Origin of the sequence: Cryobacterium psychrophilum (assembly GCF_004365915.1) — a bacterium.
In the GTDB taxonomy this organism is placed as follows: domain Bacteria; phylum Actinomycetota; class Actinomycetes; order Actinomycetales; family Microbacteriaceae; genus Cryobacterium; species Cryobacterium psychrophilum.
The window spans coordinates 1,092,605-1,114,609 of the sequence record NZ_SODI01000001.1; the positions used below are offsets into that span (position 1 = coordinate 1,092,605).

Sequence of the window (22,005 nt, forward strand, 5' to 3'; positions counted from 1 at the left end):
AACGATCGATGTGTTGCGCCCGCGCCGATCAGGGCGGTCACGAAGCGGGCATCCCGGCCACGAAAACGATGAGGGCGCCCGCGCTGAACCGAGTTCTCAGCGCTCGACGAGAATCCCGTCTTCGTCGCAGTAGATCGTGCGCCCGGGCGTGAACGTCACCCCGGCGAACGTGACGACGGCGTCCGCTTCGCCGCTTCCTGTCTTCGAACTCTTGCGCGGGTTACTGCCCAGCGCTTTGACCCCGAGATCGAGACCCGAGATGGCGACGCGATCGCGGATCGCGCCGTTGATGACAACACCGGCCCACCCGTTGGCCACGGCGGATTCGGCGATCATGTCGCCCATGAGCGCGGAATTGAGTGACCCGGCCCCGTCAATCACGAGCACGGAGCCCTCGCCAGGGGTGGCCAGGATCGATTTGACCAGAGCGTTGTCCTCGAAGCATGCCACCGTGCGGATGGGACCGCTGAAGCGGGCGCGGCCACCGAGCGTTTGAAACTGCAGCGGAACGGACTGGAGAACTTCTTCGTACTCATCATAGAGATCAGCGGTTAACAGCGTCATGGAAATCCTCCGAAAGAGTGTGGCACGTGCTCGGTTCCTCCAGAGTACGGCCACCGCAGTGGCGCGAGCGGACACGGTGGTGCACACTGATTGCGTGATTCGACGACGCGTGACGGTGAGTGGGCAGGTACAGGGTGTCGGATTTCGCTACTACACGGCGGAACAGGCGCGCGACCTCGGCGTGCACGGCACCGTTCGAAACCTCGCGAACGGCAACGTCGAGGCAGAAATCGAGGGATTGCCGGCGGCCATCGACGCCATGGTCGCCTGGTTACATGCTGGTCCAAGGTCGGCGGTGGTGGATAACGTGACGGTTGTCGATGTCCCAGCGACGGGCGAGAAGACATTTCGCGTGGCGCACTGATCTCCGACACGGCCCGCGCGCTGCCGGATGACGAAAGCTGGCGTAGCGTTGTCACGTCGCCGTGGGCGAGTAAGCACTTTTCTTGTCGAGGGGAGATGCGGTGCGCAGAACGTTCGGCGTTGCCCGACTTCTCTTGGCGACCGTCGAACTCGTGTCCCTGACGGGCTATTTCATGTACACGCTGAGCGTGGCGAGTTTTGCCATCGGCAACTTCTTCGCGTACTTCACCGTGCTGAGCGCGATGACCACCGTGATCGTTCTGGTCACCGCCGCCACCATTGCGCTGCGCCGCCCCCGGGATCCGGCCTGGCTGGACATGGCCCGCGTCATGATCACCACGTACATCCTCGTGTCCGGGGTGGTCTATGCCATCATCGTGTGGCAGGCGGCCAGCGTCAACTATTCGATCGCGGTACCCTGGTCAAGCCAGATCCTGCACTTCTGGATCCCGGCCTTCGTGCTCATCGACTGGATCGTGGACCCGTATAAGGCCCGGGTGCCGTGGCGATATCTTGCGTGGGTGATCGTGTTCCCCGTTATCTGGCTCGTAGGCACCCTCATCCGCGGTGATATTTTGGGCTGGTACCCCTACTTTTTCCTCGACGCGCGACAGGTGAGCGGCCCCACCGAGACGGTGTTGTACTGCGCCCTGATTGTCGTCATCATCACGGGAATCGCGGCAATCCTCGTCACCGCGACCCGCATCAAGTGGAAGCCGCGGACCGGCACCACGTCGATGTCCCTGACACATCCGCACGCGCAACCGACGTCAAGCCCGGCGCCCCGCCCCTCGGCCGGGCAGCACAAACGCCATCTGAAACGGAGCCGCACGGGCACCTGAACCAGGGGGGCTGCACCTCGGCGGAACGGCTTCACCGAAGGCCACCCCGGGAGGCTACGTCGCGGCCCGGAACGGCTCGAGCGAATGCATCGCCGCAGTGAGGAACACCTCGTCGCTCGCCTCGGCGAGGCGCAGGGCGTTTTCGGCGGCGATCATGCCCATCAACACGGGTTCTCCCGTGATCGGCAGCATGTTCACCCAGACCGGGAAGTCGGAATCCGTGCCCACCACGGTCCACAGCGGGGCCTCGGTGTCCCAGAACGGCTCATCGAAGCGCAGCCACACCTTGTCGAGGACGCCAACGCCAATCGCCGCAATCGCACTGCGATGGGCGAACGGCAGCTCGGGAGAAAACTCCACGGCCTCATCCTTCAACACTCCCAGCGGAACGGTGACGATCACGCGGTCCGCGGAGAGCGCTTCACCGGCCCCGAGGCGCAGGCTGACGCCCTCGTCGTCGTAGGCGATGCGCGTGACCACGCTCGCCATCGTCACGTCGAGGGCGGCGGCGTCACTCGTGAGCAGGTTGGCGTAGCCGCCCACGACGATGAGGTCGTCATCGGCCAGGGGCTCCGCGGGGGTATACCAGGCGGACTGCTCGCTCAGGAGCGCACCGGAGGTCATTTTGAGCCGGGTGCTGATCTCATATTCGAGCCAATCGGCATCAGACAGGCCCTGCGCATTGAGCGCGTCAGAGAGCCTGGACTCCCCCGAGTCCACGAACGCACGCTCCACCGACACGTCCTGCGGCTGAGTCGCCGCCCAGGCGAGGGCCTCGGCCACGGCCTCGGCGCCGAGGGGCGACAGCGGCACGACCTCACGAGCCCGGGTGCGTGCCTGTGGCACGCGCGGGAAGGGGAGGGTGCTCACACCGAGGGTCGCGAACTCATCGTCGAGGGTGTTCTCGGTGCTGTTATGCACGAACGAGGGTCCGAGTTCAATCGGGTTCGGCCAGCCCTTGGTGATCGTGTCGATACGCCCACCCACCCGTTCGCGCGCCTCGACGACGGTGACGTCGTAACCCGCCTCGCGGAGTTGGGTTGCGGCGGCGAGGCCCGCGATGCCAGCGCCAACAACGATGATGCGCTCGTTCGTTCGACCAACGGCCTGCAGCTGGGTGGCTGCACGGAGTCCCGACTCGCGGGCGCCATTAACCGTACCCGGTTCCGTGGCCGCCGTGGCTTCCCCGGCAAAGAACATCCGACCGAGTACGGGTTCGGCGAGCGCCGCACGATGTTCCGGCGATGCACCCACGGCGGGAAAACTGAACGAGCCACGCGCAAACGGGTCGATTGACCATGAGGAGCGCTGCATGGCCTGCGGTTTCGGCACCACAGAGGGTGCTCCCGTTGGCACCGGTACCTTCGTGGGCTGCGGTGACGGCGAACCGCAGGCCGCGAGCACCAACACCGAAAGCCCTGACGCCGTGCCGATCAAAAACTGGCGACGTTTCATCACCGTGCGAACGTCTCGGTTGTGAGCATTCTGCACGTTGCCGACCCTGCGCCATTCATACGACCAAACTACCCCAGTGCACGAGATTCCCCGGGGTCGAACAGGGCGGATTCCAGCATCCGTTCTTGACAACCCCGCCCTCCGCAAAACCGGGGTTTCTGAGACACGCCGTGTTGGACATCCGCCCCGCACGGCGTGTCGTGACAAAGACCGGTCTTACAACTCAAGGAATCCGTCAGAGACGAGCTCGCGCATCTGCGGAAGCAGCTCGGACCGAAGCGCAGCCTCGTCGACGCTCAGCAGTTGCGCGAGCGCACCCACGATCGCGCCGATGCTCAGCTCACCGTCGCATGCGCCCACGAGCCCGGCGAGCGCGGTGCTCAGCGGCACCGAGCGGCCGAACCCTCCGCCCTGATGCAGCGTCAACAGGGTCGGGTCATCCTGACCAGGCCAGTAGTGGCGTTCCTCGGTCACATCGGATGCCACGGTGAGCGTCGCGCTCAGGAGCGCGGCGTCATCCGTCGCGGCCTGCCAGTCATGGGCGGCGAGGCAATCCGCCAGATGCGCGCCGATTTCCGCCGCATTGTGGCCGAGGGCCTCCGGCAGACGCTCAAACCGATGCAGGGTGGGCGCGCCGGTCACCGGCCGGCGCAGCATCAGGTAGCCGAAGCCCACCTGGCGTACGTCGCGCGCCTCGAAGTCGTCGAGCCACGCCGCGTACAGCCGGTCGAAGTCGGGGGTGTCCGGGCGGGTACCGCCGTCGCGGATCCACGTTTCGGCGTATTCCGTGGGCTGCTGCACCTCCCGCTCAATGATCCACGCGTCGAGCTCGGGCGTTTCGCCCAGCGAGCCGGGGGTGTTCGAGGTGAGCCAGGAGGCCAGCCGGTCGAACGCGTCGTCGTCGGCTCGATACTCCCAGTTGCCGAGGAGCTGCGCCACACCATCGGGGTTGAGGTGCTCCGCGGTGCCGCGCACCACGGCCTCCACGAGCGCGTCGCCGACCATTCCCCCATCGCGGTACTCATAGCTGGGTACGCCGGGAGTTCGCGGAGTGATCACGAACGGTGGGTTGGAGATGATGTGGTCGAAACGCTCGCCCGCGACGGGGTCGAAGAGGCTCCCCAGCCGAAACTCAATGTTGTTGACATCGTTGAGCCGGGCGTTGAGCGCCGCAAGTTCGAGGGCGCGCGGGGAGATATCGGTCGCCACGACCCGCGATGCCTGCCGCGCCGCGTGCAGGGCCTGGATGCCACAGCCGGTGCCCAGGTCGAGCACGGACTCCACCTGGATCGGCATGATGAGCGAGCTCAGCGTGCGCGAGGCCCCTCCCACCCCGAGCACGTGGTTTTCGCCGAGCGGGTGACCGAGCGCGAGCTCGCCCAGGTCGGAAACGATCCACCAGCTGCCGGCACCGGCCGCATCAAGGAACGAGTACGGCCGGAGCTCAACGAGGGGGCGCACTTCCCCTGCGTGCTCCGCCACGAGCCCCAGCTCCATCGCTCCCGCGACACCGAGCGACGGCAACGCCGCACGCAGGTCGTCGGCAGACACGGGCAGGCCCAGCACGAACAGTTGGGCGAGCGTCGCGGTGGGTTCGGGGCGGGAGAGACGTTCGCGCAGAGCGACGAGGGCCCGGCGGGCCGGCACCTGCTGGTTACGGCGCAGCGCGGCATCCGCCTGGATTCCCCACAGCCCGGTGAGCGCACTCACCGAATAGTGGGCGGCGGTCAGGTCGGCGCGGAGCAGGTCAATCAGAGCGGAAGTCACTCGTCCATTAAACCCGACTACAACCACCGCATGGTGAAGGCCCTCGCCAGAAGGGCGTTGGCGGGCGGCTGCGCCAGGGCGCGCACGAGCGCGTTGCGCGCGCCGAGTCGCAGTCCGGTGGCCGGGCGGCCCATGTTCATGTTGAACCCGGCCTGCCGCGCAGCCATGACCGCGGCACGTCGCCTCCGCCGACCGTAGACCGCCAGAGCGGATACCGCTTCCCGCGGCTCGGCGAGACCCCGCTCGATGGCCGGGGCCAGGGCCACGGCGTCGAGCCACCCCAGGTTCATGCCCTGCCCACCGATGGGGCTGATCTGGTGGCCGGCGTCGCCCACGAATGCTACCCGCCCGGCCGACAGGCGAGAGGCCAGGTGCTGCTGCACCGCGAACGCGCTTGCCACGCCGCGAGGGTCACCAACCTCGACGCCCGTGCGGTGACGGATGATCCCGGCCAGGTCGCCGCTCGTGGCCTCCGTCGCGAGAAAGTCGGTCATCGCCACCCACCGGCGGCGCCCGCCGGGTAAGGGGAAGGACTCCACCACTCCCCCGCGTTCGAAGAAGAGCATGGCGGTGTCGCCCAGGGCTCCCGTATCGGCATAGTCGCCCATCACATAGGTTTCACGGCGGCCGAGGGACGTCCAGCCGATGCGCATCACATCCCGAACCCGGCTCGTGGCACCGTCGGCCGCGACCACGAAACGTGCGGGAACGCTCTCGCCCGTTTCGGTGAGTACCTCCACGTGGTCTGGGTGTTCACGAATCCCGGTCACCGTGACGCCGCCGCGCGAGCAGCCGGGGCGCAGCTGCTCAAAGCGAGCGCGCAACAGAAACTCGGTGTCGTACTGCGGCAGCGTGACGATGAACGGGTAGCGGGTGGGTAGGTCCGCAAAGGACAGGCGCCCCAGGTCCAGGCCGTCACAGCGCACGCTGCCCTCCTGCACGTGCGTGCCGCGGCTCACGACCGCTCCCCCCACGCCGATGTCCTCGAGTACGCGCAGCAGCGGCGGGTGGATGCCGATCGCTCGCGACCGCATCGACGGCTCGGTGCGCCGCTCCAGCACCTGCACATCGAGTCCGCGCACCGCGAGCACGCAGGCCAGCATCGTGCCCACCGGGCCTCCGCCCACGATCACCACGTCACGCACGGAAGCCGCCCGCTCCTCGCGCCGAAGCGGATGCCCCTGCCCGGCGCCGGGTGGTGCCCCGTGAAGCCGGTGCGGCCCACTCGAGCAGGAGGCGGGAGGGACGCCCGCGTACCACCCGCCAGCCGGGCGGCGCGACCGCGGTCAACTCTCGCGCGGTGAAACTGCGTCGAATGGAGGTGAGTCCGTCCGGGCGGATGTAGGAGCGACGAAAGAACGGCCACGTTCCGACGGAGAAACCCAGATAGGCCAGGTGGCTGCGCTCGATATCGGCATGCAACACACGCTGGGCGGCGAGCCGCTCCGAGTCCACGAGCAGCGCCCCCAGCGCGGCCGCGCCCAGGTGATGCAGCATGTGGTTCGACACGACGAAGTCAAACCGTGCCCCTTCGCTCACGAGTTCTGAACTGTAGGCGCGACGGAACGTGAGTCCCTGCTGCACCGGCTGAGCGAGGCAGAACGCGTGCGCACGGGCATCCGGGTCAATGCCCGTGACATCGAGGCGCAGGCCGTCCCGCACCGCCCACCGGGCGAGTGCCCGCGACACGTCCCCGCCGCCGGAGCCAATATCGAGCAGGGTCGTGAGCCGCGTGGTCGACAGGAACGGCCGAATATCGCGGCGGTATATCGCGCCCCAGCCCGACACCACGGCGTTGACCAGACGAAAGTCTGCGTAGGTTCGCGTCAGCATGTCGGGGTCGCAGGGGCCGTCCATGATCTCGACCGCGTCATCCGCTCGCCCGCGGAGCGAGGGCATGAGCACGCTCACCCCACGCTGACGGTCATGAGTGCCGACTCGACCGTGAGCCCCGGCCCGAACGCCATGGCGCAGAGGCGTTCGCCGTGTGCGCTCGTCGGCTCGTCGAGAATGGCCTTCATCACGAACAGGACGGTGGCGCTGCTCATGTTCCCGTGAGCCCGCAGCGTCTCGCGGGAGGGGCGCAGTTGCGCTTCACTCAGTCGGAGCTTCGCCTCTGTCTTGTCCAGGATGCTGCGCCCGCCCGGGTGGATGGCCCAGTGCGCGATGGCCTCGCTCGGGGCGGGGGCCAGAAGGGTGGCGACCGAGCCGGCGGAGGCGGGCTCCCGGCTGGCAGCATCCCTGGATTCGTCGGGCACGAGCGCCGCGGTGAGGGCCGTGAAACCGAGACCATCGTCGGTGAGCAGTGAGCTGAGCGCCGAGTCACGCGCCATGAGCGGTGCGAGCGCGCTCTCGATGTGCTCGTCGATGATGTGCGGCACGTACGTGCTGAGCACCATTTCAAAGCCCTCATCACCGATTTTCCACGCCATGTCCCCCTCGCCGATCGGCGTGATCACCGTCTCGAAGACGTCGAGATCGAGCGCCTTCTCCCCCGGGTACGGCGCTCGAGCACTCACGATTCCCGCGGCGGCCCCATCGGAGAAGAGCGAGGAGGCCACGATCGTGTCGGGGTCGTTGGACGTGCGCAGATGCAGGGAGCAGAGCTCGGCGCTCACGACGAGCACGACCGCTTCGGGGTCGGCCTCCACGAATTGTTTGGCGGTGCGCAGCGCCGGCATTGCGGCGTAGCAGCCCATGAAACCCAGGTGATACCGCTGGGTGGCGGGGCTTAGCCCCAGCTCACGCACAAGCATGTAGTCGGGCCCTGGGGCGAAGAATCCGGTGCAGGAGACAGTGACAACGTGCGTGATGTCGGAGGCCTCAACCCCAGGACATGACTCGAGGGCACGGCGACCGGCTTCCACGAACAATTTGGTGGCCTCCACGATGTAGAGCTCGTTGCGCACGCGCGTGCCGGGAACAAGCAATCGTCGCTCCACCGGATCGAAGAACTGCGCACTCGCACCGTCGGCATCAAGGTTGAGCTCCTCAATGACCGTATGGCGGGTGTCGATTCCCGACACGTTGAAGGAGGTGTTGACGAGGCGTTGGCCGAGTCGACTCAGTCCTGGCTGGGCCGCGAACACGTCGCGAACCTGCTCCTGGTACAGCACGGTGGGCGGAACTGCAGTCTGGAGCGATCTCAGCGTGACGGCCATACGACAGTGTGGCATGCACTCCCGATTTTCGCTGGACTTTTATCGCCACGAATGGCCCGGGTCAGGGCAGGCGGGAGAACAACCGAATCCCTGTGAGGGCCAGCGTGAGCCCCGCCGTCACAATCGCGGTGACGCCGCCGACGTAGGCCACGAACAGGTCGACCGACTCCCGGAATTCAAACACGAACGTTGCGGCGAGCGCGATCCCGGCCACGGCTGCGAAGGGCACGAGCGATACACGCAAGAGTCGCGTGAACGTGGATGCCCGGGGCAGTGCCAGGCGAGTCGTCTGCACGTTCACCGGCGCTCTCGTCCCGGCTCCGCTTCGAGGCCACGCGAGCACCGCCCCACCCACACAACCCCAGAACGCCACCACGAGCAGCGACGCGATGACGTCGCTCGGCCGATGCCATTGGTTGGCGAGGGTCGCTGCGCCGGCGAGCACGGCGAATGCGGTACCGGCCACGGCCAGGATCGGCCGCAGGCGCGGGCTGGCCACGAGAAAGACCACCAGCGCGGACGCTGCGGCCACAGTCGTGTGCCCCGAGGGGAAGGAGTTGCCCGCGTACCCCGATACTCCGAGATCTGGTCGGTCGAGTAAACCGTGCTTGAGCAGCTGCGCCGACAGCACAGCGGCGGCGGCCACCCCGAGTGCCACGACGAGGGTGCGCCAGTTGCGACGCAGCACGGCGATCAGGCCCGTAACGAGGAAGGCGAGTACCACTGCGACGGAGGGCACCGAGTCGAGCAAACCGCGGGTGAACGGCGTCACGCTGCGGTGTCCGAATTGCGCGCCGTCGTACGCGAGCTGATCAGCACTCTGCCCGGCGTGCGAGGCAACGAAGAAGAAATAAAGGGCGATGAACGCCAACGCCACGAGCGCTGCACCACCGAGATATCGAGCCGACTCGGAGGGAAGGGGGGAGCGCACGATCCAGCATGCCATAATCGCCGCCCCAGATACATCGAAAACCAGTTCGTGTCACAGTCAACCACTTGACTTTCGCCTGCTCCGGCGTATTTTCTCGAATATGTTTAAGTTTCATTGGCGCAACAAGAAGTCCGAGCAGCCACGCCCCACGCGCCGGGCGGTAGGCGACAACAGTGGATTCACTGACCTGGAAGGCGACTTCGAGTCTGAACGCCGCCGCGCTGAGTCCAGCGAGGCGAGCCACCCGAAACCGGACAAGCACGACGATGATCCTCATCTCCCCGGAGGCTGGTCGGCATTCACCCACCCCTAGGACGCTGCTGATTTAGGGGTTGTGGGGAGGCCTGGCGAGTCGTGAGAGCGATTTTTGGCCTGTGTATTTCATGGTGACGCCTCTCATTTCTCGTTTTTGTGGTGGTGTTGATCTTCGCGTGCGGGGCGGTTGCGGTCTCTGATGGCCGTCTGCGGCCGGCGGCCGTGGGTGGCCGTCTTCCGGGGTGTTATCCCATGGCCCAGATCCCGCTCTGGCGGGTGAGGCCGAGGTTCAGGAGCCGTTTAAGGTTGATTCCGGCCGCCCGATTCACCCACCACGCGTTGTTCTTCACGACGCCTCGGTAAGGGACGCGGCGGGACTTGCGTGTCATCCAGGCGATGGAGCGTTCAACCATCGGCCGGTGTTGTCGATAATCGGCTTGGAAGAGCGGATCCTGAGCCCGGACACGGTGCTCCCGGCGGATGGCGTCATGCTCACGGAGCAGCATTTTCTTGCCGCTCTTCGCCGTCGTGCACTGCTTCATGAGGGGGCAGGTGGCGCAGGAACTACCAAAACTTGCGCGCCCCGCAGCACTGAGTGGGCGGGTCTGACCCGCTGGGCAGGTGACCGTGTTCGTGGTCTCGTCGATAGTGAAATCATCGACGGTGAAGCCGCCGGGAATCGCCCGTCCCAGCGGCGGTGGTTTGATGATCGCGGTGTGACCGGCGGCGGTGATCGCGGCGAGAAGCTCACCACTGCCATAAGCAGAATCGCCCAGAACATCGACGTTCTGGGCGCCGATGCTCGTGTCTTTGGTGACTAGTTCCATGCCGCGGGCCGCGTCGCTGTTGGCCAAACCAGCCGCCTTGGTCAGGATCGCCGCGGTCACCAGGCCCGTGTCCGGTTCGATGATGATGTGGCTTTTGAAGCCGTCGACTTTCTTCTGCCGGCTCTTGTGCGCGTGACGGGCATCAGGATCAACGGTGGAAATGACCCGGTCCGGGGCGACCCGCCGTGCAATTTTCCACCGCCCCTCCGTTTCATGCGACCCGTCTGCCGGCTCAACGTCCTGCCCGGCGACCAACGCGAGCAGGGCGACGGTTTCCTGCTGCGCGTCGGTGAGAACCGTCGGGTCAATGCCGGCCAGCAAGGACAGGGCATCGGTGACGAGCGCGGACACGAGGTCGTCGCGAGCGGCTCGGTCATCCCACGCGATATCCGGTTTCCCTGGCTTCGCGTAATCGTGACCGGTCAACGCGGACACGAGCACATCCGCGCCGGGAATCTCCCGGCCCACCCGGCGGATCTGCGCAACGAGCTGTGTGACGGTGTCCTGACGCGCGACAGCGTCCTCCAAAATTGTGGAGTCCAACGCGCGTCGCTTCCGACCCGATAACGCCCCGGACTGCTCGATAACCTCGGTCACTGCCTCAAAAATACGGTGGGGGCGCGTGCTGTTCGCGAGGCGGCGGCGCCAATACGTGAGGACCGTCGGATGAAACGACGCGTCCGTCAACGCGAACCCGCAGGCCGCTTTCCACCGCAAGTCGAACGTGACCGCCTCGGCCGTTTCCCGATCCGAGAGGCTATGCAACGTCTGCAACACCATCACCGACGCGATCACATCAACTGGAGTGGACGGGCGCCCCCGACCGGACGGAAACAAATCCTCGAACGCGTCATCGGGGAACAACTCGTGCCGATGATCGGCGAGGAACTTGAACACGGAACCCGCTGGAAGCATATGCCCCGCCATCGACTCGACATCCAAAAGCTGACGTTGACCATCATCACGACCCTGCATGAATCAAGTCTTAATCATCGGCCCGCAAACCCGAGCAGGCGCGCCTTAATACCCCAGATTAATCAGCAGCGTCCTAGCGACGGGCGAGCCGGCACGGGAGGTCGCCCTGCGGGCGGCGGTGCGTTTCCAGCGCTGTCCCACCTCACCGTCGGCTTCGTTTTCAGCGCGCTCCTGTGCAGTGCGGCAACGGGCCGGAATGAGTCTCGTGCCGTGCCGTACCCGAACAGATACCAAACAATTGCGTGGCGTACACCCAACATTCACCTGGGTCTGATCGAATAGAGTGAGAAAAGTGAGTGCGCGCGCTCAGAGTGCGTACCTCAGAACGAATGGAAGCTCCGTGAACATTCGAACGGCCGAATATCCTCGGCCGGACCATTTCCTGTTACACCTGAGTGATACCCACCTGCTGGCGGGGGGTGGCCGCCTCTATGGGAGTGTGGATGTTGAAGCGCACCTCGCCGAGCTGTTCCGCGAGGTCGAGGCCTCCGGAGCCCGGCCAGAGGCAATTGTGTTCACGGGCGACCTCACCGACAAGGGTGAACCCGGTGCGTACGCACGCCTGCGGGAGATGGTCGAACCGGTCGCCGAGCGCATGGGTGCCCGTGTCATCTGGGTGATGGGCAACCACGACGACCGCGCGGCCTTCCGCGAGGGACTCTTCGATAAGGCGCCGAGCGAAAGTCCCTTCGAGGGCCCCGTCGACCACGTCTATGAGCTCAACGGTCTGCGGCTGATCACACTCGACACGACCGTACCCGGCCACCATTACGGCGAGGTGTCACCCGAACAGCTCGACTGGTTGGCACACGAGCTGAGCGTTCCTGCTCCGGACGGCACCATCCTGGCCCTGCACCATCCGCCCGTACCGAGCGTGTTGGACCTCGCGGTGGCCGTGGAGCTGCGCGACCAGCAGCCGCTTGCCCGCGTGCTTCGCAACACCGATGTGCGCAGCATTATCGCCGGCCACCTGCACTACTCGTCGACGGCGACGTTTGCAGGAATCCCCGTTTCTGTGGCATCCGCTACCTGCTACACGCAGGATCTCAATGTTCCGGTGGGCGGGACCCTTGGTCGCGATGGTGCCCGGGCGTTCAATCTGGTTCATGTCTTCCCGGACACCGTGCTTCACTCGGTCGTACCGCTCGGCACATTCCCCACGCTCGAGCACATCGACGCGGCGGAGACCGCCCGTCGGCTGCAGGCGTCCGAGATCGCCATTACCCCGTCGGGAACTTCGCCTGCATGGCACGAGCCGCCAATGACCACGCCGATCCCGGTTCTGAGCTCGTAAACGACGTCGAACGCTCCCACGGAGCCACGATCGGAAAGTACCGGTCGAGGAAGACAGTCACGGCCGCGCGACGCACGTCCGCCGTGATCTCGGGATTACTGCCGTCGTTGAGGCAGAACATGTCCTGGTCGCGGCGCTTGCGCAACCGGTTCATCTGACGCAATGCCACCCGAAGCGTCGTCTCAATGTAGAGAGATCGGGCCTGCGTCTGCTCCACGGCACGACCGGTCATGAGCGCGTAGTAGTGATAGAGGGAGTTGGTCACCGAGATGTCCGTGGCCGAACGGAAACGGCTCGCCGCCGTGCGGGCGAAGTCCTCCGGAAACTCCTTCTCAAGTTCGAGAAGCACGCTCTTGCGCATGGGCGCCGGCGTGTGCTCCAGGTGACGCGTGGTGACCTTGCCAAAGCGCTGGTGCAGCAGCGCACGGTTCACCCGTGCGGCGTTCTCGAAACCGCTGCGCGTCGGGTCGTTTTCTCCGAGGCCGATGCGCGTTGACGCTTCCACGAACTTGGTGATGCCGCCCGGGGAGAAGAACATCTCGGGTCCCACGGGCCGTCCGAAGAACATATCGTCGTTGGAATACAGGAAGTGCTCCGCGAGCCCCGGAATGTGGTGCAGCTGGCTCTCCACGGCGTGCGAGTTATGGATGGGCAGCACGCTCGTGTCCACGAAGAAGTCTTCGCTGCGCATGATCGTGACGCGCGGGTGATCGGCGAGCCACACCGGCGCGGGCGAATCCGTGGCGATGAAGATGCGCCGGATCCAAGGCGCGAACATGTAGACGCTGCGCAGCGCGTACTTGAGTTCGTCGATCTGGCGGAAGCGGGCGTCCGAGTCGTCGCCCTCCCCCACGACGTAGGACTGCATGCGCTTGGCGCGCTCGCGCTGGAATTCGTCGGAGGAGCCGTCGACCCACGAGAAGACGAGGTCGATATCGAAACTCACGTCGCTCGCGAGGTCATCGAACATGTTCTGCAGCGTCAGCCAGGTGCGTCCGTAGAGATCGATCGTGGTCTCGCGGGCCTCTGCGCGTGGCAACCGGGTGCGCATGAGCGCGTTCTCGACCGGCGCGATGATCTCCTCGTCGCCGAAACGCCAGAGTTCAAGCTGGAATGCCGTTTCTGCGCCGTAGCGCAATCGCCCGATCGGTTCGATCCGGGGTCGGTAGACGCGAAAAACGGTGGATTTGCGCATCGTCGACAACACACCGTCGGCGAGCAGCAGGGGCATGGTCTGGTTGCCGTTGAGGGGTTTGGCGTAGAACGGCTCGTTGTCGAAGGCCATGGCCAACACGCCGGTGATTTCCTTGCGGCGTTTGCGGTCCACCGCGATCACCGGGCGATCGTGGTCCCCACGAACGAGCAGAAAGTCGATGCCCGCGGCCTTGAGGGCATCGTGCACGGCGACGAGGTCTTTCACCATGGACTCGTGCGGGGTGAAATGACCGTTGATCAGGGCAAATTCTCCCTTACGCACAACCAGGTCGTCGCGGTCGAAACGGCGAGTGCGGGCATCCGGTGTCACCAGGACGAGCTCTGGCTCCGCACTGAGGACCGGGGCCGGGATGAGACCGGAATCGGTGTTTGTGAAGTCGTTGTTCGGAACGCCAGCGGGCTGAGCGTCCGGAAAGTCGATTGTCGCCATGTTCCTCCTCGAAAAGTGGACGACCCCGGGTGAGGCGACCAAGCGCTGGCCTCAGGGAGTGCGTCCGATATAGCGGCCCGCTCAGCGACCCGGTGGGAGACATTGAGGACGAAGCGGCGGGTCAAACGCGGTGGCGCTGGCTCAATTCTATGCGGTGTCGGCGGTCCCCGACTGTGTGGCCGGCTGTGTGGCCGCTCCCCCACGGCCGCCGAGTCCGGCGGCGCTGATGCCAAAGAGCCCGAGGATGAGCGCCATGACCATGAGAGTGACGAGTTTGTGGGCAAGGTTGAGCATGGTCAGTCCGGCCGGACGACGGTCAAAACGTCGTGCGTAACCATGCGGGCTGCGGTGGAACCCGCCCAGGGAAGGGGCGTGCTCCGGAGCGTGCTGGCGAGGAAATTTCCACCGTAGAAAGGCTCGGCGATCGCCGCCGCGGTTCAGCTGGCTCCCGGCCCGCCGAGCGCCGCCGCGTCTGTGACCGGAAGCAGGCACACGAAATCGAGGCACAGGTAGGCCCTCGGCCGCGACCCCATGGCTGTTCGACCGGCGAAGAGTTCAAACCCGGCGTTGGCGAAGGCCTGCGCCTGCTGCTCGGTGACGGATGCGACGAGTGCGGCCGGATGCCGCCGGGCGGCTTCGACCAGTTCCGTCGGTGTTTTAGGTGTGCTCTCCGTGGGCGAGACGACCACGAGCTGTTCGGTCGCCTCGGTGAGGGTGTTGAAGAGCCGCAGGGTCGCACCGAAAGCGAGCGGCCGGTCAGGGACGAGGGCCGCCACGTGGCTCATGGCGGCTTCGGCACCCGCACGGTACCGCGGTTCGGCGGTCAGCAGGTACAAGATATTGGCCGCTCCGGCCGTGGCGGTGAGCCCGGAGGGGTATGCGCCCTCTGACGGATCGAGGGCGATCGCGAGCCCCTGGGCTTCGAGCACCGGGTCGGCACCGTTGGGAGCTCGAAAGACCTCGCTGTCCTCGGTGTCGACAACCTTGTCGCTGGGCCGGCGCAGGGTGCTGTCCAGCAGGCTGCGGGCCGTCACGGCATAACTGACGTCTCCGGTTGACAGGGCCAGTTCCAGGAGGCCCCGCGAATACATTCCGTAGTCCTCCAGCGTGGCCTCGGCCACCGAGGTACGGCTACCGATCGACGCCCGCACGAGGGTTCCGTCTGCGCGCACGTGCCGGTGCTGGAGGTAGTCCGCCGCGCGCCGGGCGGCGCCGAGCATTTCCGCCCCGCTCTCGCCGAAAGCAAAACCGGCTCGCGCGAGGGCGCCGATCGCGAGACCGTTCCATCCGGTGAGCACCTTGTCGTCGAGGGCTGGCGGGGTCTCGGCGCGGCGCGCGTCCACGTCAAGCGTGTAGTACCCGCCCTCCACTCGCTGACCCTTCACGGTGCTCTCGGAATCCTGGGCGCTCGCAAAACCGCCGCCGGGCAGTTGCATCACCTGCACGAGAAAGCGCCCCACGCCCTCAGCGACGAGCCGCGCCCATGGCTCTCCGGTCAGCTTCCACGCCTGGGTGTAGTGATCGAGCAATTGGGCGTTGTCGTAGAGCATCCGCTCATAGTGCGGCTCGCTCCAGTCCCGGTTCACGGCGTAGCGGAAGAACCCGCCCTCAATCGGGTCACGAAGGGGTGAGGCACCGAGGCGTTTGAGCGTGCGCAGGGCGAGCTGCTGGCCGTCGACGCGGTCAAGGAGAAAGCCGAGGGCGGGTGCCACCGGAAATTTTGGAGCGGTGCCGAACCCGCCGAACTGCACGTCTTCCATGGCGCTGATCTCGGAAACCATCACCTCAAGGGCGCCGGCATCGGGCAGGTCGCTCTGTGCGCGCAGCTGAACCGACGACTCCGCGAGGGCCTCCGCCACACGGGACGCTCCCGCTTCGACCTCACGCCGACGCGTGGTCCAGGCATCCGTTACGGCTTCAAGCACCTCACGAAAGGACGGGTTGCCGAGCATGGGCCTCGGGGGAAAGTAGGTTCCGGCGTGGAAGGCCTTGCCGTCGGGGGTGACGAACACGTTGAGCGGCCAGCCCAGGCCCTGCACGAAGGCGCTCGCGGCGGCGAGATAGCTCGCGTCAACGTCGGGGTGTTCCTCGCGGTCGACCTTGATGCTCACGAAGTTGTCGTTGAGGTAGCCGGCGAGATCCGGGTCGCTGAAGCTCTCGCGCGCCATGACGTGACACCAGTGGCACGTGGAGTAGCCGATCGACACGAGCACCGGCAGGTCGCGGTTGCGAGCCTCGGTGAACGCCTCGGCGCCCCAGCCGTGCCAGTCCACCGGGTTCTCGGCATGGGAGCGCAGATAGGGACTAATGGCGTCAACGAGTCGGTTCGGCATACTCCATTGTGCTCGCCACATGGGAATCGGGCTACGTCGCGCCGAGGACCGGCCGGGTTCGTCGCTGCACCACACGATGAACCCGATGATCGTGAACGCGCCATAGAACAGGAAGAGAACGGCGGCTGCGTAATGGCCCGGCCTGACCGAGGAGGTTCACCGGGTTGGGGTGCCGATGTGGCGTTGCGCGTCAAACAACCACTCGATCAGAATCATCCGGCCCCGCCGCCAGGCACACTCAGACGCTGCCGCGTACAACCGTGCGCGCCTCCAACCTATGCCCTGCCGGCACCGCGTCCGCTACAAGAGTTGCCCGAACGCACGTCAGCGGCTGGGGCGCCGGCCATCTTTGTCCGTTCGGGCCGCTCTGGTGCGGCGAGCCGTTGCCGGGGGCTAGTTGACGTCGTTCGGGTGCGACGAGACGCGACCCGCACGCTCCAGGGCGGAGATCATGGAAATCTCCGTGGGCGAGAGCTCAAAGTCGAACACGTCCAGGTTCTCGATCATGCGTTCGCGCCGGTTCGACTTCGGGAACAAAATGTTCCCCGTCTGCAGGTGCCACCGAATCACAACCTGTGCGGGCGACTTACCGTGCTCCTCTGCGGCCTCCGCGATCACCTGCGCCTCAAAGAGCGGGTACTTGCCCTGCCCGAGCGGCCCCCAGGCCTCGATGTGGATCCCGTTTTCGCGCGCGAACGCGGTCACCTCACGCTGCTGGTGGGCGGGGTGCAGCTCGATCTGGTTGACGACGGGCACAATGTCGGTCTCGGTGAGCACGCGATCGAGGTGCGGCACGAGAAAGTTCGAGACCCCGATGGAGCGGGAACGCTCGCTCTCGCGAATCTTCTCGAGAGCCTTCCAGCTCTCCAGGAACTTGTCATTCGCCGGTGCCGGCCAATGAATCAGGTACAGGTCAACGTAGTCGAGGCCGAGCTTTTCGAGGCTCTCCTCGAAGGCAGCGAACGCCGACTCGGTGCCCTGGCGGTCATTCCACAGCTTCGTCGTGATGAAGAGCTCGTCGCGGGCGATTCCGGATTCGGCGATGGCCTTGCCCACGCCCTCCTCGTTGCCGTAGATCGCGGCCGTGTCGATGTGGCGGTAGCCCACATCAAGGGCGTCCCGAACGATTCGGGTCGTCTCTCCCGGATCGACCTTGAACACGCCAAAACCGAGCTGCGGAATCGTGTGACCGTCATTAAGAGTGAGGGTGGCTGCTGGCTTCGTCATGCCCACAGCCTAAGGCTGAGCGCTGATCACTGCCTGCAGACCGGGCCGCGTGCCCCAGGGCTGCAGGAAACTGGCCCGACAAGGTCGCCCGCACCGCCAAACCGCCTTCGGTACAGGAGCGCCCGACCGCGGCGAAGTACGATAGGAGATCCATGGAAAACGTTGAGATCACCTTCCCGCCCGAACTGCCGGTCAGCCAGCGCCGCGACGATATCGCCCGCGCCATCCGTGACAACCAGGTGGTCATCGTTGCCGGCGCCACAGGCTCGGGCAAAACCACCCAGCTGCCCAAGATCTGCCTCGAGCTCGGCCGCAAGAACATCGGCCACACCCAGCCACGTCGCCTCGCCGCACGCACGATCGCCGAGCGCATCGCCGAGGAACTGGGCCAGGAGGTGGGCGGCATCGTCGGCTACCAGGTGCGGTTCACCGACCACGTTGGCCCCGATACCCGCGTCAAGCTCATGACCGATGGGATCCTGCTCAACGAGATCCACCGCGACCGCATGCTGCGCAAGTACGACACGATCATCATTGACGAGGCGCACGAGCGCAGCCTCAACATCGACTTTCTGCTCGGTTACCTGCGCCAGCTGCTACCCAAACGCCCCGACCTCAAGCTCATCATCACCTCGGCCACGATCGACCCGGCGAGTTTTGCGAAACATTTCGCCGCCGCCGACGGCACTCCCGCACCCGTCGTCGAGGTGTCCGGTCGAACGTTCCCGGTGGAGATCCGCTACCGCCCCCTCGTGGCGGAACCCGGAGTCGACGACGATGACGACACGACGGATGCCGCCCCGAGCGTCGACCGCGATTACATCGAAGGCATCACCGCGGCCCTCGACGAACTCGAACGTGAGTCGAGCGGCGACGTGCTCGTCTTCCTCAGTGGAGAGACCGAGATCCGCGATGCAGCGGATGCTCTGCAGGGCAAGTTTGCCTCGAGCGCCTCGACGAATCCCACCGAGGTGCTGCCGCTGTATGGCCGTCTGTCCTCAAGCGATCAGCACAAGGTCTTCCAGCCGTCGAAGGTGGCCGGGGTGCGGCGCCGCATCGTGCTCGCGACGAACGTGGCGGAGACCAGCCTGACGGTTCCGGGCATCCGCTATGTGATCGATGCCGGAACGGCCCGCATCAGCCGCTACAGCGTGCGATCGAAGGTGCAGCGGCTGCCCATCGAAGCAATCTCGCAGGCCTCCGGCAACCAGCGGTCCGGTCGAAGTGGGCGCACGAGCGATGGCATTGCCATTCGGTTATATTCCGAAGAAGACTTCACGCGCCGACCGGAATATACCGAGCCGGAGATTCTCCGCACCAACCTCGCCGCCGTGATTCTGCAGATGATTTCGCTGGGCCTCGGCGACATCGCCTCGTTCCCGTTCCTCACGCCACCGGACTCACGCAATATCAAGGACGGCCTCGACCTGCTCGCCGAGCTCGGCGCAGTCGAGGCATCCGGTGCCGGGCGCACCAAGAGCTCACGCGGTCGCCGCGACGACGCCAGGGGCCAGACTGCTTCCGGAGGGCCAGCGCTTGAGGCTGCGGCCGTGACGCCGACGGTGACACCGAAAGCTGATGCCGGGCCGCGCCTGACGCGCATCGGCCAACAGCTCGCGCAGCTCCCGATCGACCCGCGATTCGGCCGCATGGTGATCGAGTCGAAGAAGCAGGGCACGAGCCGCGAGGTGATGGCCATCGTGGCCGGCCTCACCATTCAGGACCCGCGCGAGCGGCCACTCGAACGACGAGCCCAGGCCGACCAGCTTCACGCGCGCTTCGCCGACCCCACGAGCGACTTCCTCACGCTGCTCAACCTCTGGAACTATCTTGAGAAGCAGCAGAGCGAGCTCGGGTCGAGCGCGTTCCGTCGCCTCTGCAAGAACGAATATCTGAACTACCTGCGGGTACGCGAGTGGCAGGACGTGCTGCGCCAGCTGCGCCAACTCGCCAAACCCCTCGGCCTGCACCTCGGGGACCCGAGCACGAACCCCGACGGGGTGCATCGCTCGCTACTGGCCGGCCTGCTCTCCCACATCGGGTTGAAAGACGTCGCCAAGAAGGATTACGTGGGCGCCCGGCAGCAGCGCTTCGTGCTGTTCCCCGGGTCGACCCTCGCCAAAAAGCAACCACAGGCCGTGATGAGTGCCGAGCTCGTGGAGACCAGCCGGCTGTTCGCACGCATGAACGCGGTCGTCGATCCCACGTGGGCCGAACCGCTCGCAGGGGACCTCTGCAAGCGCAGCTACTCCGAGCCGCACTGGGAGATGAAGCAGGGCGCGGCTGTGGTCTACGAGCGCGTCACTCTGTACGGCGTGCCGATCGTGGCACGCCGCCGCGTGCAGTTCTCGCGCATCGACCCCGCGTACGCTCGCGAGCTGTTCATCCGGCACGCGCTCGTCGAGGGCGAGTGGGACCGCGCGTCCGGCGCTCGCCCCTCCTCCTCGCTGGTCGAGCCTGTCGAGTCCGAGGCGGACCGTGGAGGACGCGGACCCTCGCGCAACGAACGCGTGGGCATTTCGGTCGACGGCGGCGTAGCATCCGCCGGCCGCGGCCAGGGCGCCGCTGCCGCTGCCCGGGGCGGCAGGCCGGGGCAGACCGGCGACCCCGGAATGTGGGCCTTCGAACGCGCCAACGCGCAGCTGCGCGCGGAGCTCGCCGAGCTTGAGGAACGCACCCGCCGCCGCGATATCCTCTTCGACGACGAGGCCGTGTTCGAGTTCTACCAGCGGCGCATTCCCGCCGACGTCTCCTCGACGAAGAGCTTCGAGGGCTGGTGGCGCAAGGCCCGGCTCGAGACCCCGCAGCTGCTCACCATGACCGCGGATGCGCTCGTGGCCGACGACTCCCCCGAAATCGACGAGGGCCTCTTTCCCCCGAGCTGGCAGCAGGGCGACCAGCGGCTCTCCCTCGGCTATCGCTTCGAACCGGGCGCGGAAGATGACGGCGTGACCGTGCGCCTTCCTCTGGCGCTGCTCGCGCGGCTCTCGCCGAATGGCTTCGACTGGCAGGTGCCCGGGTTGCGGGCGGAACTCGTGACGGCACTGCTCAAGTCGCTCCCCAAGAACATTCGTCGCAATGTGGTGCCCGCAGCGGACTGGGCGGCTCGGTTGCTCGCCGAGCTGCCGCCGCAGCCAGGAATCGTGCAGACCCTGCCGACCGAGGTTCCCGACACGACGTTCACCGCAACGCTCGCGGCACTCATCCAGAAGCTCACCTACGTTCCCGTCACCGAGCGGGACTTTGAACTCGACCGGGTTCCCTCGCACCTGCGAGTGACGTTCGTAATCACCGACGAGCGCGGGCGCACCGTCGCTGCCGACAAGGACCTCGGCGATCTGCAGCGCCGGCTGGGCACGCGGGTGCGCGAGAGCGTCGCCAAAGCCACGAGCGCGGCGACGCCGTCGAATGCCATCGAACGCCAGGGCCTCACCACGTGGGACTTCGTGGAACTGCCCCGATTCCTGGACACGAAGCAGGGCGACACCACGATTCGGGGGTACCCGACGCTGATTGATGACGGTGACTCGGTCTCCATCCGCATGATGAGCACCGAGATCGAGCAGGCCAGGGCGCTGCCTCGTGGCGTGCGACGCCTGCTGCTCCTCGCAACGCCGTCCCCGTCGGCGTATGTGCAGCAGCATCTCACCGCCACCGAGAAACTCAGCCTCGCGACGAGCCCGTACAAGAACACGCCGGCACTGTTCGAGGATTGCCTCTCCGCTGCGATCGACGACGTCCTCTACCGGGTGCGCCCCGACGGCCAGGTCTTCATGAAGGCCGAGTTCACCACTATTCGCGATCGGGTCTCGGGCGTCGTGATGGATTCGATGTTTGAGACGGTCGGCCTCGTCGCCCGTATTCTCGCCGCGAGTCGCACCGCCGACAAGGCCCTCAAGGCCGCCACGAGCATGGCGCTGCTGCCGGGCATCAGTGATGGGCGCGGGCAGCTCGCGGCGCTCGTCTACCCGGGCTTCGTGAGCCAGACCGGGCTCGCCCAGTTGCGCCACCTGCCGCGGTATCTTGGCGGCATCAGCGCGCGCATCCCGAAGCTCGTCGACAACCCAGGCCGCGACCGGGTCTGGATGAATGAGGCCCAGGCGGCCACGACCCGGTTCGAGAAGGCCGGCGGCGCCATGCCGCTGGCCCCGGATGCCGCGGCGCACCTCGTGCGGGCCCGGTGGATGATCGAGGAGCTGCGCATCAGCCTGTTCGCCCAGGAGCTCAGGGCCGCCGAGTCCGTGTCGCTGCAGCGCATCCAGAAGGTCCTCGCCGGCTGACCTGCGCCCACTCCACGCCGCCCGCGCCCCCAAAATCGGTGGCCGCTACGGTAAGCGGCGTAGCGACCACCGAGAACGGGCGTGGC

The 22,005-nt window shown here is 66.2% G+C and carries 18 protein-coding genes; 6 read left to right on the top strand and 12 right to left on the bottom strand.

Features of this window, described 5'->3' with window-relative positions:
* Window positions 1–96 precede the first annotated feature (96 nt).
* Window positions 97–564: a ribonuclease E activity regulator RraA gene (gene rraA / locus EDD25_RS05060; RefSeq protein ID WP_134172318.1), complete on the bottom strand. Its 468-nt coding sequence runs from the start codon at window positions 562–564 to the stop codon at window positions 97–99.
* A 94-nt stretch (window positions 565–658) separates the two neighbouring features.
* On the opposite strand from rraA, the gene EDD25_RS05065 reads away from it, so the two are divergent.
* Window positions 659–928, top strand: a complete 270-nt coding sequence (locus EDD25_RS05065) for an acylphosphatase (RefSeq protein WP_241986348.1) — start codon at window positions 659–661, stop codon at window positions 926–928.
* Window positions 929–1,028: 100 nt separating this feature from the next.
* Window positions 1,029–1,769 carry a Pr6Pr family membrane protein gene (locus EDD25_RS05070; RefSeq protein WP_134172320.1) on the top strand — a complete coding sequence of 247 codons (741 nt, stop codon included), beginning with the start codon at window positions 1,029–1,031 and terminating at the stop codon, window positions 1,767–1,769.
* Between the two features lie 54 nt (window positions 1,770–1,823).
* On the opposite strand, the gene EDD25_RS05075 is transcribed toward EDD25_RS05070, so the two are convergent.
* Window positions 1,824–3,083, bottom strand: coding sequence for a flavin monoamine oxidase family protein (locus EDD25_RS05075; protein ID WP_166671197.1), 1,260 nt, complete (start codon window positions 3,081–3,083; stop codon window positions 1,824–1,826).
* On the opposite strand from EDD25_RS05075, the gene EDD25_RS17430 reads away from it, so the two are divergent.
* Entirely contained in the window at window positions 3,082–3,249 is a 168-nt protein-coding gene (locus tag EDD25_RS17430) for a hypothetical protein (RefSeq protein WP_166671198.1), read from the top strand. The genes EDD25_RS05075 and EDD25_RS17430 overlap by 2 nt on opposite strands.
* 191 nt (window positions 3,250–3,440) lie before the next feature.
* On the opposite strand, the gene EDD25_RS05080 is transcribed toward EDD25_RS17430, so the two are convergent.
* From EDD25_RS05080 to EDD25_RS05100, 5 genes are all read right to left on the bottom strand, one after another.
* The gene (locus tag EDD25_RS05080) at window positions 3,441–4,991 is read right to left on the bottom strand and encodes a DUF7059 domain-containing protein (protein WP_134172322.1); all 1,551 of its coding nucleotides are present in this window, start codon (window positions 4,989–4,991) and stop codon (window positions 3,441–3,443) included.
* Between the two features lie 17 nt (window positions 4,992–5,008).
* Window positions 5,009–6,136, bottom strand: coding sequence for an FAD-dependent oxidoreductase (locus EDD25_RS05085; protein WP_134172323.1), 1,128 nt, complete (start codon window positions 6,134–6,136; stop codon window positions 5,009–5,011).
* On the bottom strand, window positions 6,129–6,890 hold the full coding sequence (locus EDD25_RS05090; RefSeq protein WP_134172324.1) for a methyltransferase domain-containing protein: 762 nt from the start codon (window positions 6,888–6,890) through the stop codon (window positions 6,129–6,131). The genes EDD25_RS05085 and EDD25_RS05090 overlap by 8 nt, the downstream gene beginning before the upstream one ends.
* 8 nt (window positions 6,891–6,898) lie before the next feature.
* Window positions 6,899–8,152, bottom strand: coding sequence for a type III polyketide synthase (locus EDD25_RS05095; protein WP_134172325.1), 1,254 nt, complete (start codon window positions 8,150–8,152; stop codon window positions 6,899–6,901).
* 61 nt (window positions 8,153–8,213) lie between these two features.
* Window positions 8,214–9,098 carry a phosphatase PAP2 family protein gene (locus tag EDD25_RS05100; protein WP_134172326.1) on the bottom strand — a complete coding sequence of 295 codons (885 nt, stop codon included), beginning with the start codon at window positions 9,096–9,098 and terminating at the stop codon, window positions 8,214–8,216.
* 85 nt (window positions 9,099–9,183) lie between these two features.
* On the opposite strand from EDD25_RS05100, the gene EDD25_RS05105 reads away from it, so the two are divergent.
* Window positions 9,184–9,396 (top strand): hypothetical protein, encoded by a 213-nt coding sequence (locus EDD25_RS05105; RefSeq protein ID WP_134172327.1) that lies wholly within the window; start codon window positions 9,184–9,186, stop codon window positions 9,394–9,396.
* Window positions 9,397–9,583: 187 nt separating this feature from the next.
* Here EDD25_RS05105 and EDD25_RS05110 read toward each other — a convergent pair whose 3' ends face one another.
* Entirely contained in the window at window positions 9,584–11,140 is a 1,557-nt protein-coding gene (locus EDD25_RS05110; protein WP_134172328.1) for an IS1182 family transposase, read from the bottom strand.
* A 340-nt stretch (window positions 11,141–11,480) separates the two neighbouring features.
* Here EDD25_RS05110 and EDD25_RS05115 point away from each other — a divergent pair, with 340 nt between their 5' ends.
* A complete protein-coding gene (locus tag EDD25_RS05115) occupies window positions 11,481–12,434 on the top strand; it encodes a phosphodiesterase (RefSeq protein ID WP_134172329.1) in 954 nt (317 codons plus the stop codon).
* On the opposite strand, the gene EDD25_RS05120 is transcribed toward EDD25_RS05115, so the two are convergent.
* The 4 genes from EDD25_RS05120 to EDD25_RS05130 all read right to left on the bottom strand — a co-directional run bounded on the left by EDD25_RS05120 (window position 12,361) and on the right by EDD25_RS05130 (window position 17,639).
* Window positions 12,361–14,079: a stealth family protein gene (locus EDD25_RS05120; RefSeq protein ID WP_134172330.1), complete on the bottom strand. Its 1,719-nt coding sequence runs from the start codon at window positions 14,077–14,079 to the stop codon at window positions 12,361–12,363. The two genes, EDD25_RS05115 and EDD25_RS05120, sit on opposite strands and share 74 nt — an antisense overlap.
* 147 nt (window positions 14,080–14,226) lie before the next feature.
* Window positions 14,227–14,373, bottom strand: a complete 147-nt coding sequence (locus EDD25_RS17435; protein WP_166671199.1) for a hypothetical protein — start codon at window positions 14,371–14,373, stop codon at window positions 14,227–14,229.
* Between the two features lie 143 nt (window positions 14,374–14,516).
* Window positions 14,517–16,412 carry a thioredoxin domain-containing protein gene (locus tag EDD25_RS05125; protein ID WP_134172331.1) on the bottom strand — a complete coding sequence of 632 codons (1,896 nt, stop codon included), beginning with the start codon at window positions 16,410–16,412 and terminating at the stop codon, window positions 14,517–14,519.
* Window positions 16,413–16,805: 393 nt separating this feature from the next.
* Window positions 16,806–17,639, bottom strand: a complete 834-nt coding sequence (locus EDD25_RS05130; RefSeq protein ID WP_134172332.1) for an aldo/keto reductase — start codon at window positions 17,637–17,639, stop codon at window positions 16,806–16,808.
* Window positions 17,640–17,791: 152 nt separating this feature from the next.
* On the opposite strand from EDD25_RS05130, the gene EDD25_RS17915 reads away from it, so the two are divergent.
* Window positions 17,792–21,919: a DUF3418 domain-containing protein gene (locus EDD25_RS17915; protein WP_134172333.1), complete on the top strand. Its 4,128-nt coding sequence runs from the start codon at window positions 17,792–17,794 to the stop codon at window positions 21,917–21,919.
* Window positions 21,920–22,005 lie beyond the last annotated feature (86 nt).

Coding starts and splice junctions, on each gene's coding strand:
- EDD25_RS05105 (WP_134172327.1), top strand. CDS start 9,184: ATGTTTAAGTTTCATTGGCGCAACAAGAAGTCCGAGCAGCCACGCCCC.
- EDD25_RS05090 (WP_134172324.1), bottom strand. CDS start 6,890: ATGCCCTCGCTCCGCGGGCGAGCGGATGACGCGGTCGAGATCATGGAC.
- EDD25_RS17435 (WP_166671199.1), bottom strand. CDS start 14,373: ATGCTCAACCTTGCCCACAAACTCGTCACTCTCATGGTCATGGCGCTC.
- EDD25_RS05075 (WP_166671197.1), bottom strand. CDS start 3,083: ATGCAGCGCTCCTCATGGTCAATCGACCCGTTTGCGCGTGGCTCGTTC.
- EDD25_RS05095 (WP_134172325.1), bottom strand. CDS start 8,152: ATGGCCGTCACGCTGAGATCGCTCCAGACTGCAGTTCCGCCCACCGTG.
- EDD25_RS05130 (WP_134172332.1), bottom strand. CDS start 17,639: ATGACGAAGCCAGCAGCCACCCTCACTCTTAATGACGGTCACACGATT.
- EDD25_RS05120 (WP_134172330.1), bottom strand. CDS start 14,079: ATGGCGACAATCGACTTTCCGGACGCTCAGCCCGCTGGCGTTCCGAAC.
- EDD25_RS17430 (WP_166671198.1), top strand. CDS start 3,082: ATGGCCTGCGGTTTCGGCACCACAGAGGGTGCTCCCGTTGGCACCGGT.
- EDD25_RS05125 (WP_134172331.1), bottom strand. CDS start 16,412: ATGCCGAACCGACTCGTTGACGCCATTAGTCCCTATCTGCGCTCCCAT.
- EDD25_RS05110 (WP_134172328.1), bottom strand. CDS start 11,140: ATGCAGGGTCGTGATGATGGTCAACGTCAGCTTTTGGATGTCGAGTCG.
- rraA (WP_134172318.1), bottom strand. CDS start 564: ATGACGCTGTTAACCGCTGATCTCTATGATGAGTACGAAGAAGTTCTC.
- EDD25_RS05100 (WP_134172326.1), bottom strand. CDS start 9,098: ATGGCATGCTGGATCGTGCGCTCCCCCCTTCCCTCCGAGTCGGCTCGA.
- EDD25_RS17915 (WP_134172333.1), top strand. CDS start 17,792: ATGGAAAACGTTGAGATCACCTTCCCGCCCGAACTGCCGGTCAGCCAG.